Genomic DNA, 16,493 nt, shown 5'->3' on the forward strand with positions numbered 1-16,493 from the left:
GCCATGACGACACCGATGAAGTTGAACCAGCCGCGCATACCGCCCTACAAACTGGCGGGCCTTGCTCTGCTGTTGATCGTTGCGTTGATCACCGCCTTGGTGTTCCTGCAGTTCCGCGGCTACTTCGTGCCGAAAGAGCAGTTGACGATGCTGGCCGGCCGGGCCGGGTTGGTGATGGACCCCGGCACACCGGTGACTTTCAACGGCGTGCACATCGGCCGCGTCGATTCCATCGAGCCAACGCAGCGCGATGGTGAGCCGGCGGCGAAGTTCACCCTGAATGTCAACCCGAAGTACATCCATCTGATCCCGGCGAACGTCAACGCCGAAATCAAGGCCACCACGGCGTTCGGCAACAAGTATGTGGCGTTGTCGTCGCCGGAAAATCCATTGGCGCAACGTATTTCGCCTGACAACGTCATCGACGCCACGCATGTCACCACCGAGTTCAACACCCTGTTCGAGACCATCATGTCGATTTCGGAGAAGGTCGACCCGGTCAAGCTGAACCAGACGTTGACCGCCGCCGCGCAGGCTCTCGAGGGACTCGGCGACCGGTTCGGTGAGTCGATCATCCACGGCAACCAGATCCTGGCCGACATCAATCCGCAGATGCCCCAGATCCGTTACGACATCGCGCGGTTGGCCGATCTGGGCGAGGTGTACGCCAACGCCGCCCCCGATCTGTTCGACGGGCTGGAGAACGCCGTCACCACCGCGGTGACGCTGAACGAGCAGCGCGGCAACCTCGATCAGACGCTGATGGCCTCGATCGGGTTCGGCAACACCGGCGCGGACATCTTCGAGCGCGGCGGGCCGTACCTGGTGCGCGGCGCGCAGGATCTGATCATCACGTCGCAACTGCTCAACGAATACAGCCCGGCGCTGTTCTGCACCGTCAAGGGCGTCTACGACGCGGCACCCAAACTCGAGGCCGCGCTCGGCGGGGCGAATGGCTATGGGCTGCAAACCCATTCGTTCATCCTCGGCGCGGGCAACCCGTATGTGTATCCGGACAACTTGCCGCGGGTGAACGCCAAGGGTGGCCCGGAGGGTCGGCCGGGATGCTGGCAGAAGGTCACCCGGGATCTGTGGCCGATTCCGTATCTGGTGGCTGACACCGGTGCCTCCATCGCGCCGTACAACCACTTCGAACTCGGTCAACCCATCGCCATCGAATATGTCTGGGGCCGCCAGGTCGGGGAGAACACGATCAACCCATGAAAATCACCGGTACCGCCATCAAGCTCGCCGCGTTCTCGCTGGTGCTGTTGCTCTTCACGGTCATGATCATCGTGGTGTTCGGCCAGGTTCGGTTCGACCGCACCACCAAATACTCGGCCATCTTCAGCAGCGCCAGCGGTCTTCGTTCCGGTCAGTTCGTCCGCGCCTCCGGGGTCGAGGTCGGCAAGGTGGACAAGGTCGAACTGATCGACGGCGGCCACAAGGTGCGCGTCGACTTCAAAGTCGACCGCTCACTGCCGTTGTTCGAGGGCACCACCGCGTCCATCCGCTACTTGAACCTGATCGGCGACCGCTACCTCGATCTCAAGCGCGGAGACAGCGACGAGCGGATGCCGGCGGGCGGCACCATCCCCATCGAACGCACCGAGCCGGCACTGGATCTGGACGCGCTCATCGGCGGGTTCCGGCCGGTGTTCCGGGCTCTCGACCCGGACAAGGTCAACAGCATCGCCGAGTCGATCGTGACGATCTTCCAGGGCCAGGGCGGCACTATCAACGACATCCTCGACCAGACCGCGGCGCTCACGTCGACGCTGGCCGAGCGAGACCAAGCCATCGGTGAGGTCATCCGCAACCTCAACACCGTGCTCGATACCACCGTCAAGCATCAGAAGCAGTTCGACGAGACGGTGCAGGACCTCGAGGTTTTGATCACCGGGCTGAAGAACCGGGCCGACCCGATCGCGGATTCGACAGTCCAGATCAGCGACGCCGCAGGGTCGCTCGCGGACCTGCTGTCCAACAACCGGCCGCTGCTGCAGGACACTCTGGTGCACCTGGAAAACACACTGCAGCCGCTGATCGACCAGCGCCAGCAGGTCAGCGACTACCTGGCCAGTCTGCCGCCGACATTGAAGATCATCGGCCGTGCCGGCGGCATCTACGGCGACTTCTTGAACTTCTACGCCTGCGATATCTCGTTGAAGCTCAACGGATTGCAGCCCGGCGGCCCCGTCCGCACGGTCAAGCTCACCTCACAACCGTCGGGTAGGTGCACGCCGCAATGAGAACGCTGACGGAATTCAACCGACTCCGTATCGGGCTGATGGGCGTCGTTGTGGTGGCGCTCGTCACGGTCGTGGGGCAGACCTTCACGGGTGTGCCCATGCTGTTCGCGCAGCCGACGTACTACGCGCAGTTCAGTGACACCGCCGGGCTCAATGTCGGAGACCGGGTGCGCATCGCCGGCGTGGACGTCGGCCAAGTCAAGAGCATGGCGATCGACGGCGATCGGGTGGTGATCGGTTACACGCTGGGCGGCAGGCAAATCGGCACCGACAGCAGCGCGGCGATCCGCACCGACACCATCCTGGGGCGCCGCAACATCGAGATCACGCCGCGGGGCACCGAATTGATGGAGGCCGGGGGCATGCTGCCTTCGGGTCAGACCACCACGCCGTATCAGATCTACGATGCGTTCTTCGACGTCAGCAAGGCGGCGTCGGGCTGGGACACCCAGATGGTCAAACGTTCGCTGAACGTGCTGTCGGAAACCATTGACCAGACGTATCCGCATCTGAGCGCGGCGTTGGAAGGCGTGGAGCGGTTCTCCGACACCATCGGCAAGCGCGACGAGCAGATCAACCAGCTGCTGGAGAACGCCAACAAAGTGGCCGGCATCCTGGGTAACCGCGGCGGGCAGATCAACGCGCTGCTCGTCAACGCGCAAGTGCTGTTGGGTGAGATCAACGCCCGCGGTCAAGCGGTGAGCGCACTGCTGGAACGGGTCTCGGAGGTCTCCGAACAGTTCAAGGGCCTCATCGACGACAACCCGAACCTCAACAAGGTGCTCGAGCAGCTGCGCATCGTCACCGACCTGCTGAATGAGCGCAAACATGATCTCGCCGAGGGCTTGACGCTGGCTGCGGGCCTGGTCACCTCGCTCGGCGAGGCCGTCTCGTCCGGCCCGTACTTCAAGGTCATGCTCGTCAACCTGCTGCCGTACCAGATCCTGCAGCCGTTCGTCGACGCGGCGTTCAAGGACCGCGGTATCGACCCGCAGAAGTTCTGGCGCGATGCCGGCCTGCCGGCGTTCCGGTTCCCGGACCCCAACGGTCAGCGTTTCGAGAACGGCGCACCGCCGCCGGCGCCGACGCCGATCGAGGGCACCCCGGAGCATCCGGGACCCGCCGTGCCGCCCGGTTCACCCTGTTCGTACACGCCCGCCGCGAACGGCTTGCCGACGCCCGGTAACCCGTTGCCGTGTGCGCACGCCACCGTGGGACCGTTCGGCGACAACCCGTACGGCCCGAACTACGGGCCGCCCAATGTGGCGACCTCGGAGCCGAACCCAGGCGGCTTGCCGCCGACGCCCGGCATCTCCAGTGCCGGCATCCCCGGACAGCCGGCGCCTGTGGTGCCCGGCACCCCGGTGCCGATCGCGCCGGGCCCGCCGGGGGCGCGCCAAGAACCGCCGGGGCCGTTCCCGGGTCCGACGCCGCCTGGTCCGCTACCGGGCTACGCGCCGCATCCCGCGCCGTTGGTGGGTCCGCCACCACCGCCGGGGCCGGGCCCGCAGCTACCACCCGCCGGAACAGCGCCGTTGCCGGGCAACCCGCCGTACCTCCCGCCCGGGGCACAGGAGTAGGGGCGCACGATGTCAACGATTTTCAACATCCGAAACATCAAGTTGCCGAGCCTGTCTCGGGCGTCGGTGATCGTCGGCGCGCTCGCCGTGATCCTGGCGTTGGTGGCCGGCTATGTCGGCTGGCAGCTGTACAAGCGGGTGACCAATAACACCGTCGTCGCCTACTTCTCGGACACCTTGTCGCTGTATCCCGGCGACAAGGTGCAGATCATGGGCGTTCAGGTCGGCGCCATCGACAAGATCGAGCCCGCCGGCGACAAGATGAAGGTGACACTGCACTACCGGAACAAGTACAAGGTTCCGGCGAATGCCACCGCGTCGATCCTCAACCCGAGCCTGGTGACGTCGCGCAACATTCAGCTGTCACCGCCGTATACCGGCGGGCCGGTCATGGAGGACGGCGCCGTCATTCCGCTCGAGCGCACCCAGGTGCCCGTCGAATACAACGAGCTGCTCGACTCGGTGAACCGGATCCTGCGTGAACTCGGCCCGACGCCCGAACAGCCCAAGGGGCCGTTCGGTGATGTCATCGAGTCGTTCGCCTACGGGCTGGAGGGCAAGGGCGAACAGCTCAACAAGACGCTCACCAGTTTGTCCGACGCGCTGACGACGCTGAACCAGAGCCGCGGCGACTTTTTCGGTGTGGTCAAGAGTTTGGCGCTGTTCGTCAACGCGCTGTACAAGAGCGATCAGCAGTTCGTCGCGCTCAACGACGACATCGCCCAGTTCACCAACTCGCTGACCGACTCCGATCAGGAGCTGGCCACCGCGCTGCGCGATCTCGACACCCTGCTGACCACCACCCGCGGCTTCCTCGATGAGAACGCCGAGGTCCTGACGCACGACGTCAACAACCTGTCCGACGTGACGACCGCGCTGGTGCAGCCGGAGCCGTTCAACGGGTTGGAGACGTTCCTGCATGTGTATCCCACCCTCGCGGCGAACCTGGTCAACATCCTGACCCGCAACAGCGGCGGCGTGATGAGCCTGCCGGTCATCAACGGCTTCGCGAACCCAATGCAGTTCATCTGCAGCGCGATTCAGGCCGGCAGCCGACTGGGCTACCAGGAATCCGCCGAACTGTGCGCGCAGTATCTGGGGCCGATTCTCGACGCGATCAAGTTCAACTATCCGCCGTTCGGTCTGAACCAGTTCAGCTCCGCGCTGACCCTGCCCAAGCAGATCTCGTACTCCGAGCCGCGGCTGCAGCCGCCGCCGGGCTACAAGGACACCACGGTGCCCGGCATCTTCTCCCGCGACACGTTGTTCTCGCACGGCAACCACGAGCCGGGCTGGACCGTCGCACCCGGCATGCAGGGTGTGGACGTGCAGCCGGCGACCGCGGCCATGCTCACCCCCGAGTCGCTCGCCGAGCTGATGGGCGGCCCGGACATCGCGGCACCGCCGGCGCCGCCCGCCTTCGGGGTCGGGCCAAGCGGCAAGCTGCCTGGACCGCCGAACGCCTACGACGAGCGCAACCCGTTGCCGCCGCCGTGGTATCCGCAGCCAGGGCCTCCGCCCGGACCCGCGCCGGGTGTGCTACCCGGCGACCCGTTGGGGGCCATGTCGGCGCCCAATCCGGGATCGGGTCCGGCGCCTGCGCCGGCCGCCCCGGCCGGACCACCGCTGCCCGCTGAAGCAGGAGCACCGTGATGGCTAAGTTGACTCAGATCGCCTACCGCGCGATGGCGCTCGGTGCCGTCGCGGTGGTGCTGTCGTCGTGCGGTTGGCGCGGTGTCGCCAACCTGCCGTTGCCCGGTGGTCCCGGTGGTGACAACCCCATGACGGTGTACGTGCAGATGCCGGAAACGTTGGCGCTCAACGCCAACAGCCGCGTGCGGGTGGCCGACGTCTACGTGGGCAACGTGCGCAACATCGAGTTGAAGAACTGGGTGCCCACGCTCACGTTGGAGTTGCAGCCAGATATCAAACTGCCGGCCAACGCTCAGGCCAGGATCGGTCAGACCAGCCTCCTGGGATCGCAGCACGTAGAGCTGTTGTCACCGCCGGATCCGTCGTCGGAGCCGTTGAAGGACGGCGACACGATTCCGTTGGCCAACTCGTCGGCCTACCCGAGCATCGAGCGGGTGCTGGCCAGCGTCGCCACCATCCTCACCGGCGGTGGCATCCCGAATCTCGAGGTGATTCAGACCGAGATCGACAACCTGCTGACCGGGCGCGCCGGCGAGATTCGGGAGATCTTCAACAAGCTCGACGTGTTCACCGATGAACTGAATCAGCAGTCGCAGGACATCACCCGCGCGATCGATTCCACCAACGAGTTGTTGACGATCGTCGCGAATCGCAACAACACCCTGGATCGGGTGTTGACCGAGTTCCCGCCGCTGATCAAGCATTTCGCGGAAACGAAGGATCTGTTCACCAACGCCGTCGAGGCCGTGGGACGGCTCAGCGCGGCGGCCGGTCCGACGCTGGAGCAGACCAACGATCCGTTGCACACCAACCTCGAGTTGCTGCAGGACCCACTCGGGGAGGTGGCCAAGGCAGCGCCCTACGCGATCGGCGCGTTGGACATCCTGATCAGCTTCCCGTTCTCGGTGAAGGGTGTGCCGAAAGCGATTCGGGGCGACTACATCAACGTGTCGGCGATGATCGACCTGACGCTGTCCTCGGTGGACAACGGGATCCTGTCGGGCACAGGTGTTTCGGGCATGCTGCGTGCACTCGAGCAGGCCTGGGGCCGCGACCCGGCCACCATGATTCCGGATGTGCGGTTCACGCCGAACCCGCACAACGTGCCGGGCGGACCGCTGGTCATAAGGGGTGAATGAGCCGTGTTGACGCGCTACATCCGGATCCAGCTGATCCTGTTCGGGATCGTCACGTTGATCGCACTGGTCGCGTTGGGCTGGTACTACCTGCGTATCCCCGCGCTGATGGGGATCGGGCAGTACACGCTGCACGCCGACCTGCCGCGGTCGGGCGGTCTGTACGAGACGTCGAACGTCACCTATCGAGGCACGACGATCGGGAAGGTGACCGCGGTCGAGCCGACCGAACAGGGCGCGCGCGCCACGATGAGCATCGACAACAGGTACAAGATCCCGATCGATGCCACGGCCAACGTGCGCTCCGTGTCCGCGGTCGGTGAGCAGTACCTCGACCTGGTGTCGACGGGCGCGCCGGGACAGTACTTCAAGCCGGGGCAGACGATCACCGAAAGTACCGTGCCCACCGAAGTCGGGCCGGCGATCGATGCCGCCTACGACGGGCTGGAGGCACTACCTGCGGAGCAGATCGACAATCTGCTCACCGAAACCGCCCAAGCCGTAGGCGGATTGGGCCCCGCACTGCAGCGGTTGGTCGATTCAACGACGAACATCGCCAGTGACTTCAAGGACAACCTTGGGCCGGTCAACGACATCATCGCGAACTCGGCGCCCATCCTGGACAGCCAGGTGCAGTCCGGCACCGCGATCGAGCAGTGGTCGCGCAACCTGAACATCCTGGCGACGCAGGCCGCACAGCAGGACGCGGCGTTGCGCAGCGGGCTGCAGCAGGCGGCACCGACGCTGGATCAGCTGAACACCGTGTTCAGCAATGTTCGTGAATCGTTGCCGCAGACGTTGGCCAACCTCGAGATCGTGATTGACTTGCTCAAGCGCTACAACAAGCCGCTCGAGCAGATCCTGGTGATCTTCCCGCAGGTCGGTCCGGCCGCGGACACCGCGACGATCTTCGCGCCGAAGGGTCTGATACACTTCGCGTTGTCGATCAACCAGCCGCCGCCCTGCCTGACCGGCTTCCTGCCGGCGTCGGAGTGGCGCTCGCCGGCCGATACCAGCACGGCGCCGCTGCCGAAGGGGCTGTACTGCAAGATCCCGAAGGACTACCAGGGCAATGTGGTTCGCGGCGCGCGCAACCTGCCCTGTGTGGACGTGCCGGGCAAGCGGGCGGCCTCGCCACGCGAATGCCGCAGCGACGAGCCGTACACCCCGCTGGGCACAAACCCGTGGTACGGCGATCCGAACCAGATTCGCAACTGCCCCGCGCCGGGTGCCCGCTGCGATCAGCCGGTCGACCCTGGCCGGGTGATTCCGGCACCGTCGATCAACAACGGGATGAACCCGCTGCCGGCCAGCCAGCTACCGGAAACCTCGTCGCCGGCCCCGGTCAGTGACCCGTTGACCCCGCCTGGCCAGGGAACTGTCACGTGCAGTGGACAACAACCCAATCCCTGCATCTACACTCCGGCAGCAGGCAGCACAGCCATCTACAGCCCATCCAGCGGCGAGGTGGTTGGACCGGACGGCGTGAAGTACTCCGTCAGCAATTCGAGTAACCCAGGAGACGACGGATGGAAGGAGATGCTGGCACCCGCCAGCTGAACCCCACCCCTGCTGATGAGACGCCGGACCAGTCGGTAGAAGTACCTACGGAATCTACGGAAGAACGAGCCGAGGAGTTCCCAGAGCAGGTCGACAACGCCGAGGGACCCGGGCGACGTCCGTCGCGGCTGGGTCGCGGCTGGGTGGCCGGCATCTGTGCGGGCCTGGTGCTGGCGGCGATCGGAGCGGGCGTCGGCGGGTGGCTTGCCTTGCGGTCGCACCAGGACAGTGAAGAGATCGCGCGTAACGAAGCGACCGCGATACAGGCCGCGAAGGAGTGCGTGACCGCCACGCAGGCACCCGACATCGAGGCGATCACGGCGAGCCAGACCAAGATCATCGAATGCTCCACCGGCGACTTCGGTGCGCAGGCCACGTTGTACAGCAGCATGCTCGTCGACGCGTACAAGGCCGCCAACGTCAAGGTGCAGGTCTCGGACATGCGGGCGGCGGTGGAGAAGCACAACGACGACGGGACGATGGATCTGCTGGTGGCGCTGCGGGTCAAGGTCTCCAACACCGAGGCGACCGACCAGGAGCAGGGGTACCGGTTGCGGGTCCAGATGGCGCCAGTCGACGGCACGTACAAGGTCGCCAGGCTGGATCAGGTTGCTTCGTGACGGCGGTGCTTGACACAAACGCGGATGTAGCGGCTGGCGACTCCCAGTCGACGGAGGTGCTTGCCTCGTGGGGGGCGCGTGCCGGGGCGTTCGCGGTGGATGTATTGGTGGGGCTGGCTGTCCTTGTGACGCTGGCGCTTTCGGCCCTGACCGCGCCGCAGCAAGGGTGGCTGTGGTGGGTGTTCACCGCGGGGGCGGCGGCGACGGTGGTGGCGATGGCCGTCAACCGGTGGCTGCTGCCGAGCATGACAGGCTGGAGCCTGGGACGGGCGCTGTTCGGCATCCGCGTGGTGCGTCGTGACGGCGCCGACGCTGGAGTGTTCCGGCTGATGCTGCGCGATGTCGCGCATGTGCTGGACACGCTGGCGATTTTCGTGGGATGGCTGTGGCCGTTGTGGGATCGGCGGCGACGGACGTTCGCCGATCTGCTGGTGCGGACCGAAGTGCTTTCGGTGCCGCGGCCCGAGCGGGACATGCGGCGGCCGGTCGGTTGGGTGTTGGTGGCGGCGACGCTTGTGTGCGCGGGGGCGGTCGCGCTTGGCTATCTGGCCGTGTATCGGCAGGACCAGGCGGTGGACGCGGCGCGTTCGCAGATTGCCGAGGAGGGGCCGCGGATCGTCGAGCAGATGCTGAGCTACAACGCCGACACGATCGAGGACGACTTCAAGCGAGCGCAGGAGCTGGCGACGGATAACTACCGCGAACAGTTGGCTGCTCAGCAGGCGGCGGTGCGCAAGGCCGGGCCGACGAACAACGAGTACTGGGCGGTCAGCAGTGCGGTGCTGTCGGCATCCGAGAATCAGGCGGCCATGCTGATGGCGATGCAGGGCCAACGCGGCGCCAACGCAAAGGATTTGAAGTTCATCACCGCCACCGTACGAGTGGATTTCGACAAGTCCGCCGACGGAAAGTGGCGGGTGGCGAATCTGACGGTATTGAAGAGTCCGCAGTTGCAGGAGGCCGGCCAGTGAGCCCGCGGCGGCGCGTCGAGGCGCAGGAGCGTGACTTCTTCGAGGTGGAACCCGTGGAGCCTAAGCCGCCTCGGCGGTGGGGCCTGCCGGTGGTGGCCGGTCTGGCGGCGGTGTTGATCGCGGCGGCGGTGGGGGCGAGCACGTTCATGTTGGTCCGCCATGAAATGGACCGGCGCACCGAGCTGCGCACTGCGGCGGCGCTGGACTATGTGCGGAGCTTCATGACCGACTACACGTCGCTGGATCCGTTCAACGCCAACGCTTATGCGGACCGGATCCAGTCGAAAGGCACCGGGGAATTCGCAAAAATGTTCTCCGAGCGCAAGAACGAGATCCTGCTGCAGGTGGCGCGGGCCGAACCCACGAAGGGCACCGTGCTGGAGGCGGGCGTGCAGCGGTGGAGTGACAACGGCAGCGCCGAAGTGCTGGTGGCAACGAAGGTCACCACCAAAACGCCGGACGGGAAGTCGACGATCGAGAGCGGAAACCGTTGGATTGCAACGGCTACCAAGGAAGGACAACAGTGGAAGATCAGCAACCTGATTCAGGTGATCTGACCACCGAAGCCGCCGAGGAGACGCCGACGGCCCGTCCTCGGCGGTGGCAGTTCTGGCGGAGGCGTGCCGAAAGTGCGTCGCCGCAGCCGGAATCCGAGCCAGAGGATGCGCCCGCCTCCGAGACTGCCTCGGAGCCGGAGCCGAAGAAGCCGGTCGGGAAAGCGGGGCGGACGGCGAAACCGGTTGAGCCGGTGGTCGAAGATCCAGCGGACGAAGGTGAAACCGCGGAATCCGACTCTTCTGATGTTTCTGATGCTGAGGACACCGCCGACGAGGAACCGGTGGTGTTGGTGCCGCATCAGGCGGCGGGTAAGCGCCTGACAATCGCGGCGGCGGCCGCGGCAGCGCTGTTCGTGGCGGCGGGTGCATTCGCCGGGGCGATGGCGCAGCCGTACCTGGCGGACCGAGCGTTGGTGCACACCAAGGTCGATATCGCGCGGACGGCCGCCAACGCCATCACCACGTTGTGGACGTACACGCCAGAGGACATGGAGTCGTTGCCGGACCGGTCGGCCAAATTCTTGTCCGGGGATTTCGCGCACGAGTACCGGCGCTACATCGACGCCATCGTGGCGACCAACAAGCAGGCGCAGGTGTCGAACAACACCGAGGTGATGGGCACGGCGGTGGAATCGGTCGGCCCGACGGAGGCGACCGCGATCGTCTACACCAATTCGGTGGCCACCAGTCCAGCGTCGAAAAACATCCCGTCGCTACGGTATCTGTCGTACCGCTTGACGATGGAACGCCGCGGCGGCGACTGGTTGATCAATCGGATGACCGCCATCACCAGCCTGGATCTGACGCCGCGGCTCTAGCGTGGCCCGCTCTTAAAAGGGTGGCGGTCTGTTGCGTTTGGCGACGTGGTCGTCGTTGAGTCCGCGTTCTTCGGCGATGCGGCGGGCGCGATCTTCAGCGCGGGTTCGTCGCCGTTTGGGCATCATCACCCCACGGCCGTGGCCGGCCGGTGGCATCGTGTCAGGCAGCTCGAGGGTGCCGGTAGGTGTGCACAGCATCGGGAAGTGCCACAGGGCACCCGGATAGGTCGTGTAGGTATGGCCTGTTGGGGAAGTCCAGATCACTGTGCCGTCGGGCAGTTGTCGGTCACGCCAGCCCGGATTGCCTACCCAGAACGTTTTCATCAAATGGTGAAAACGGCACAGGCACTTCAGATTTGAGGCATGCGTCGGCCCATAAGGGTAGGGCACCGTATGGTCCAAGTCGCACAAGTCGGCGGGTTTATCGCAGCCTGGCCAGCGACACGTCAGATCGCGGCAACGCACGAAGTCGGCCAACTTCCGTGAAGGGGTATACCGCGGCTCGGGCGGTGCGGCCCCGGGATGGACGACCTCACGTACGACGGCCCGATCCATCAGCCCCGCGAGCAGAGGCGCGGGCATCAGCCCGCCTCCCATCACGTACGCCGGCGGCGCGCACGCCGGCCGCACCAGCGCGCCGTTGCCGTCGATCACCAACGACGACTCCGGCAACAGGCTCCGGGGCGCAGACGCACCCGCTGGCGCAGTTGATGGTGGCCGATCCTTCGGCGTGGCGGGGTCCGGCTCGGGTGGCGGATCGTTTGGCGGCGTGGGATCCGGCTCGGGCGCAGGCGCTGCCGGTGGGGTGGCGGCAGCGGCTACGGCGGTGGAGTCGGCAACCAGATGCAGAACAATGTTGCGCTCCGGTGCATCTGAGGGCCCCGCAGGGCAGTTCTCGTCCCCGCAGCCGCACGGCAGCCGGTCCGCGCCGACCGCCATCGCGGCCAATGAGTCGGCCAGTCGCTCCTTCAGCGTGCGTGGGTCGTCGTCGCAGACCGTGCGGGCCAGCTCTTTGACCCGGCGCTCTACGAGCGCGGAATCGCTGGCGTATAACCGGCCATAAATGCTCTCGAAACCGGCCTCGTCATCGGGTGTGCCGAACTCCAGCCACCGTTGACGGTCCAGTCGTCGCGTCTGGCGCAGCGCTCCCGGATCCACCTGATCGATCAGCGCGTCAATGGCGTGCTCGGTCTTCTTCTGCGACAACGGTCCCCACCGCTTGACCTGATCGGCAAGCAACGCATCGACCGCCGCCAGCGCTTCGGGGTTTTCGATTAGATGCGTGCGGTACACGATCGTGCGCACCAACAAATCGGTGATCTCCCCGGCCGCGAACAACTCGGCCACCTTGGGAAGCCGCTCGCGCAGCGCGACCCCGCGGTGCGCTTGCCCCAACGCCAAGCCCTGGCTGATGCCCTGGGCTGCGCCCAACTCGGCGCCCACCGACCACTCTGGATCAATCCACCAGTCGTGGCGCTCCTGGGCGCTGGCACATTTAGTACGCCGGCAGAACAGTTCGGCCATTACCGCCTGCTTGCGCGCACACGCCGCATTCTCGGCCCGGGCGAAAGCGCGCACCAAATCCACCAGCGCCGCGTTGTCCAACGCAGCAAGCTCGACGACATTCGGCGACGAACAATCGAACATGTTTTCGAAGTTAGCGGCAGGCCCTGACGATGGCCACCGCTATGCCCTCCACCTGTGGATGAACTCGCAACTGGGGATAACTCCAGTCGCGGCGGCGAAATTTGTCGGGACTACTCTCACGGCATGCCATCAGTACTCGTCACCGGTGCGGCTCGCGGTATCGGCAAGTCGATCGTCGAGCGCCTCGCATCCACCGGCTGGGACGTCATCGCCGGGGTTCGGTCCACGGCGGACGCCGATGCGATCACCAAGGTCAACCCGCAGCAGATCTCGGCGGTGATGCTGGACGTCACCAGTGCCGACCACATCGCCAAACTGCCAGAGGCGCTGCCTGATCGACTGGACGCGATTGTCAACAACGCCGGCGTCGTCGTTGCCGGAGCCATTGAGACGGTGAGTACAGATGAATGGCGAAAGCAGTTGGAGATCAACATCATCGGCCAGCTGGCGGTGACGCGGGCAGTGCTGCCGAAACTGCGGCAATCGCACGGCCGCACCGTATTCATCTCGAGCGTCAACGGAAAGATCTCGACGCCGCTCATCGGAGCCTACTGCGCCTCGAAGTTCGCACTGGAGGCGGCCGCTGACGCGCTTCGAGTGGAGTTGCGGCCCTGGAGGATTCCCGTCGTACTAGTGGAACCTGCCCAGACCGACACCGACATCTGGCGCAACGCCGACACGATGGTGCTGGAGACCGAAGCGGCGATGTCACCAGAGCAGCGCGCGTTGTATGCGAAACACATTGCGGCCATGAAGAAATTTGTGCCGATGTCGCAGCGGATGGCGGTACCGGCGGAGAAGGTCGCCGCCGTCGTGGAAGAGGCGTTGACGGCCCGACGGCCGCGGGCACGCTATGTCGTCGGACTAGGTCCGAAGATGCAGACTGCATTTGTGACCAATCTTCCAACGGCACTGCGTGATCGAATGATCGCAACGATGATGCGCCTACCGCGTGGGTGATTTCGTCAAGAGAAACCCGGACGCCCCGCCAGGCTTCTTCGGCGTAGAGGCGGCGGGCTTGCGATGGCTCGCGGTGGACGGCGGAGTTCGGTGTGCGCGTGTGGTGTCTTGTGACGCAACGCCGTTGACGCTGGAGCGCTTGGATTCGGTCTCGCCAACGCCGGCGGCGGCGCGTGACTTCGGCGCACACCTGGCCGTGACCCATGACGCTGGTGCCTCGTCATTCGGTGTGGGACCGGATAATTGGGGCGGTCCCGGATACTTCGGCCCGATGTCGCAGCCACTCCCGATGTCGTTCACCGCGCACGAGCGCTGGGGCGAGTTCTATGCGTATGAGCGGTTGCGGCCGATGGCCGACCTGGCCGCGCCGCGGCTGAGCGCGGCCGGCCGGACCGCGGTCGACGAGGTCATGGACCAATGCTTGGCGGGTGCGTTCGACGACGACGACCGCCCGGCACGCCTGCACGGTGATCTGTGGAGCGGCAACGTGATGTGGACGTCCGAAGGTGTCGCGCTGATCGATCCCGCGGCCCATGGGGGTCATCGCGAGACCGATCTGGCGATGCTCGCGCTATTCGGCTGCCCGTTCCTCGGTGAAGCCTGGAGGGTTATCAATCCGTGCACCCGCTGCCGGAGGGCTGGCGCGAGAGGACGGGACTGCATCAGCTGTACCCGCTGCTGGCGCACGTGGTGCTGTTCGGAGGCGGCTATGGCGCTGAGGCTGAGGCCTCCGCGCAGAGCGCGTTGATGAGCAACAGTTAACGACGCAATCCGTAGCTGTCAGCTGGGTCGACGCACCCGAAAGCCGCGGGACGGTGATCTGGACCGTATCCACCAGTTCGAAACGGTTGGGAACTAGCTGCGGAATCCGAAGCTCACGTTGCCGGTACAGATTCCGGCAACGGTGGAAGTTATCGAGGATTCTGGCGAGTTCCAGCAACCTACGGTTGCGTAGATATGACAGTTGCTGCCATATGACGGGAAGGTAAGAAGGATCGCGGTCTAGCTGCGGCAAGCTAATTGACGGCGATGCAGAAGAATATTTGCGATAAGCGCGCGCTGACGTACATAGAAATTTCTCAGCAATCTCTCTCCGAAGCATGAAAGCGGTGTTACGGTGCCTGAGAAGTAGCTGAGATTCCGGGTGAAGGGACAGGTCAGATGGCGTCGAAACACCGGAAGTTGCGGAGCAGTACGAAGAAGGTGGCGACGATCAGTGCGGCAACGGCAACAGTTACCGCGTTGACGGTGGGCGTTGCTCCGCCACCGAAAGCGAATGCAGCCTTCGTCGACCCAAATGTCGACCTCCAAGCCGACTTCCGTCCGTTCCCGCCGCCCGAGCAGATCCCGGATCTGACCGGCGGGCTCGGCACCGCGGGCTATGACCTAGCGCAGGAGATCGGCGCGCAACTTTTGACCGCCTTTGTAGAGAACATCAATCTGGCGGCGCTCGCTGAAGCCGCGGGGGTTGATCCCGAGAGCTTGGTAACCAACCTTCTCGGTGGTGCGCTCGACGGCGTGCTAGCTAGTGGACTTGGTGCAGTTCCGCTGGACCTTACGGGTGTGGTGACTCCACTCCTGGAACAGGTGCTAACACCTGCGCTTGGTGAAACACTTGCGGGTCTCGTGGCCGGCGTGGTGGGGCCGGAGTTGGCTGATGCTCTTGATGCGGAGGATCTAGGCGGACTTCTTGACCTGCTGGGGCTTGATCTAAGTAGCCCCCTCGATCTGTCCGGCGATCCGGTCCCCGGCCTTAACGTCGTAACGGCGGGGTGGCCGTTCACGTTGCTCAAACTGTTGGGTGTGGACCTCGGATGGGTACCACCTTTCCCTAACTCAATTGCCGAGGACATCAATAACACCGACTATCTAGACGTGGGAGTCGCCGGCCTGCTCGATGAGCTTGGTGTCGATGTTGCAGCCATAAATCTGATCCTCGACGCTCTCACCCCGCTTGAACCCGGTCCGACGCTTGCGGACTTGCCTGACCTGGTTGCGCTGCGAGCGCCAATTGTTATCGGTGTCGGGCTAGGAGCGTTCGCAGCTGGCGCTGCATACCCGCAAGTCGTTGCCGACTTACCGAACCAGCCAGGCGGCGCCGCCTTTACCGGAACTGACCCGATTCTCGGCAGCTTCACGATCATGCCGATGCTGCTGATCGACAACCCAGGTCGAGCGAACGGTGGAATCCTGGCGCGCGCCTACCCGTTGTTCCGGCTTGTCGGCATCGACACCGTCACCCCGGACACGCAAGTCCAAAGCAGCACCGACGGAGAAGGCCTTCTGAACGATGTGCAGTTCCTCGGACTAACGCTCGGCGGTGCAAACCTGATCCCGATCAAGATCGACGCGACGGCCGAGTACCTGCCAATGTCAGACTTCGCCGCGTGGCCAACCCGTTCACAATGGCGAATAACGTTGCGGCAGGTGCTTTCCCGACCTACATTCTCAGGAATCAATCGATTCCAGACATCGTCGCCGACCTGGGCGGCCAGGTGGGGTCACAGCTGCTAGCGGATATTGCGGACTATCTGGCTAATCCTGGTGACGACCCAACGAAGGGTCCCAAGCTCAATATCTACTACACGCTTGATGCCAAGAGTCTTCCGCTTCTTGAGCCGACATATCTGGTAGTCGATGTCGTCAACTTGCTGACCGGTGCGAACCTGAACAACCCGATTGGCACGGCGCTGACGCCGGCGCTAACGACCTTGAGCATGTCCCGAGTCTCGTGGAACT

At 64.7% G+C, this 16,493-nt stretch carries 13 protein-coding genes and 2 pseudogenes; 14 read left to right on the plus strand and 1 reads right to left on the minus strand.

The genetic code is table 11. The features are described 5' to 3' along the window. Positions 1-3: 3 nt before the first annotated feature. Genes CWS39_RS17030 through CWS39_RS17075 form a run of 10 tightly spaced genes read left to right on the plus strand, consistent with a single transcriptional unit; the run spans position 4 to position 11,147 of the window. Positions 4-1,224, plus strand: a complete 1,221-nt coding sequence (locus tag CWS39_RS17030) for an MCE family protein (protein WP_102144124.1) — start codon at positions 4-6, stop codon at positions 1,222-1,224. Beyond that, positions 1,221-2,252 carry a virulence factor Mce family protein gene (locus tag CWS39_RS17035; protein WP_102144110.1) on the plus strand — a complete coding sequence of 344 codons (1,032 nt, stop codon included), beginning with the start codon at positions 1,221-1,223 and terminating at the stop codon, positions 2,250-2,252. The genes CWS39_RS17030 and CWS39_RS17035 overlap by 4 nt, the downstream gene beginning before the upstream one ends. Continuing rightward, on the plus strand, positions 2,249-3,832 hold the full coding sequence (locus CWS39_RS17040; protein WP_102144111.1) for an MCE family protein: 1,584 nt from the start codon (positions 2,249-2,251) through the stop codon (positions 3,830-3,832). The genes CWS39_RS17035 and CWS39_RS17040 overlap by 4 nt, the downstream gene beginning before the upstream one ends. Positions 3,833-3,841: 9 nt before the next feature. Continuing rightward, entirely contained in the window at positions 3,842-5,485 is a 1,644-nt protein-coding gene (locus tag CWS39_RS17045) for a virulence factor Mce family protein (RefSeq protein ID WP_102144112.1), read from the plus strand. Further along, positions 5,485-6,624, plus strand: coding sequence for a virulence factor Mce family protein (locus tag CWS39_RS17050; protein WP_102144113.1), 1,140 nt, complete (start codon positions 5,485-5,487; stop codon positions 6,622-6,624). Before CWS39_RS17045 ends, CWS39_RS17050 begins: the two co-directional genes overlap by 1 nt. A gap of 3 nt (positions 6,625-6,627) precedes the next feature. Continuing rightward, on the plus strand, positions 6,628-8,181 hold the full coding sequence (locus CWS39_RS17055) for an MCE family protein (RefSeq protein ID WP_102144114.1): 1,554 nt from the start codon (positions 6,628-6,630) through the stop codon (positions 8,179-8,181). Then, a complete protein-coding gene (locus CWS39_RS17060; protein ID WP_102144115.1) occupies positions 8,151-8,801 on the plus strand; it encodes a hypothetical protein in 651 nt (216 codons plus the stop codon). Before CWS39_RS17055 ends, CWS39_RS17060 begins: the two co-directional genes overlap by 31 nt. After that, a complete protein-coding gene (locus tag CWS39_RS17065; protein ID WP_102144116.1) occupies positions 8,798-9,772 on the plus strand; it encodes an RDD family protein in 975 nt (324 codons plus the stop codon). The genes CWS39_RS17060 and CWS39_RS17065 overlap by 4 nt, the downstream gene beginning before the upstream one ends. Beyond that, positions 9,769-10,329 (plus strand): mammalian cell entry protein, encoded by a 561-nt coding sequence (locus tag CWS39_RS17070; RefSeq protein WP_102144125.1) that lies wholly within the window; start codon positions 9,769-9,771, stop codon positions 10,327-10,329. Before CWS39_RS17065 ends, CWS39_RS17070 begins: the two co-directional genes overlap by 4 nt. Then, positions 10,296-11,147 carry a mammalian cell entry protein gene (locus CWS39_RS17075; RefSeq protein ID WP_102144117.1) on the plus strand — a complete coding sequence of 284 codons (852 nt, stop codon included), beginning with the start codon at positions 10,296-10,298 and terminating at the stop codon, positions 11,145-11,147. The genes CWS39_RS17070 and CWS39_RS17075 overlap by 34 nt, the downstream gene beginning before the upstream one ends. A 12-nt stretch (positions 11,148-11,159) precedes the next feature. On the opposite strand, the gene CWS39_RS17080 is transcribed toward CWS39_RS17075, so the two are convergent. Next, a complete protein-coding gene (locus CWS39_RS17080; protein WP_102144118.1) occupies positions 11,160-12,794 on the minus strand; it encodes an HNH endonuclease signature motif containing protein in 1,635 nt (544 codons plus the stop codon). Positions 12,795-12,917: 123 nt separating this feature from the next. Here CWS39_RS17080 and CWS39_RS17085 point away from each other — a divergent pair, with 123 nt between their 5' ends. The 4 genes and pseudogenes from CWS39_RS17085 to CWS39_RS29630 form a co-directional block, all read left to right on the plus strand. Next, entirely contained in the window at positions 12,918-13,754 is an 837-nt protein-coding gene (locus CWS39_RS17085) for an SDR family NAD(P)-dependent oxidoreductase (RefSeq protein ID WP_102144119.1), read from the plus strand. Continuing rightward, positions 13,747-14,516, plus strand: a pseudogene (locus CWS39_RS17090) (fructosamine kinase family protein). The gene CWS39_RS17085 and the pseudogene CWS39_RS17090 overlap by 8 nt, the downstream one beginning before the upstream one ends. Positions 14,517-14,915: 399 nt before the next feature. After that, entirely contained in the window at positions 14,916-16,268 is a 1,353-nt protein-coding gene (locus tag CWS39_RS17095; protein ID WP_199178158.1) for a hypothetical protein, read from the plus strand. Next, positions 16,250-16,493: pseudogene (locus CWS39_RS29630) on the plus strand (hypothetical protein); the annotation flags it as partial. The gene CWS39_RS17095 and the pseudogene CWS39_RS29630, both read left to right, overlap by 19 nt.

This window comes from Mycobacterium hubeiense, from assembly GCF_002838065.1.
Lineage (GTDB): Bacteria > Actinomycetota > Actinomycetes > Mycobacteriales > Mycobacteriaceae > Mycobacterium > Mycobacterium hubeiense.

Coding starts and splice junctions, on each gene's coding strand:
- CWS39_RS17040 (WP_102144111.1), top strand. CDS start 2,249: ATGAGAACGCTGACGGAATTCAACCGACTCCGTATCGGGCTGATGGGC.
- CWS39_RS17095 (WP_199178158.1), top strand. CDS start 14,916: ATGGCGTCGAAACACCGGAAGTTGCGGAGCAGTACGAAGAAGGTGGCG.
- CWS39_RS17045 (WP_102144112.1), top strand. CDS start 3,842: ATGTCAACGATTTTCAACATCCGAAACATCAAGTTGCCGAGCCTGTCT.
- CWS39_RS17060 (WP_102144115.1), top strand. CDS start 8,151: ATGGAAGGAGATGCTGGCACCCGCCAGCTGAACCCCACCCCTGCTGAT.
- CWS39_RS17085 (WP_102144119.1), top strand. CDS start 12,918: ATGCCATCAGTACTCGTCACCGGTGCGGCTCGCGGTATCGGCAAGTCG.
- CWS39_RS17080 (WP_102144118.1), bottom strand. CDS start 12,794: ATGTTCGATTGTTCGTCGCCGAATGTCGTCGAGCTTGCTGCGTTGGAC.
- CWS39_RS17050 (WP_102144113.1), top strand. CDS start 5,485: ATGGCTAAGTTGACTCAGATCGCCTACCGCGCGATGGCGCTCGGTGCC.
- CWS39_RS17035 (WP_102144110.1), top strand. CDS start 1,221: ATGAAAATCACCGGTACCGCCATCAAGCTCGCCGCGTTCTCGCTGGTG.
- CWS39_RS17030 (WP_102144124.1), top strand. CDS start 4: ATGACGACACCGATGAAGTTGAACCAGCCGCGCATACCGCCCTACAAA.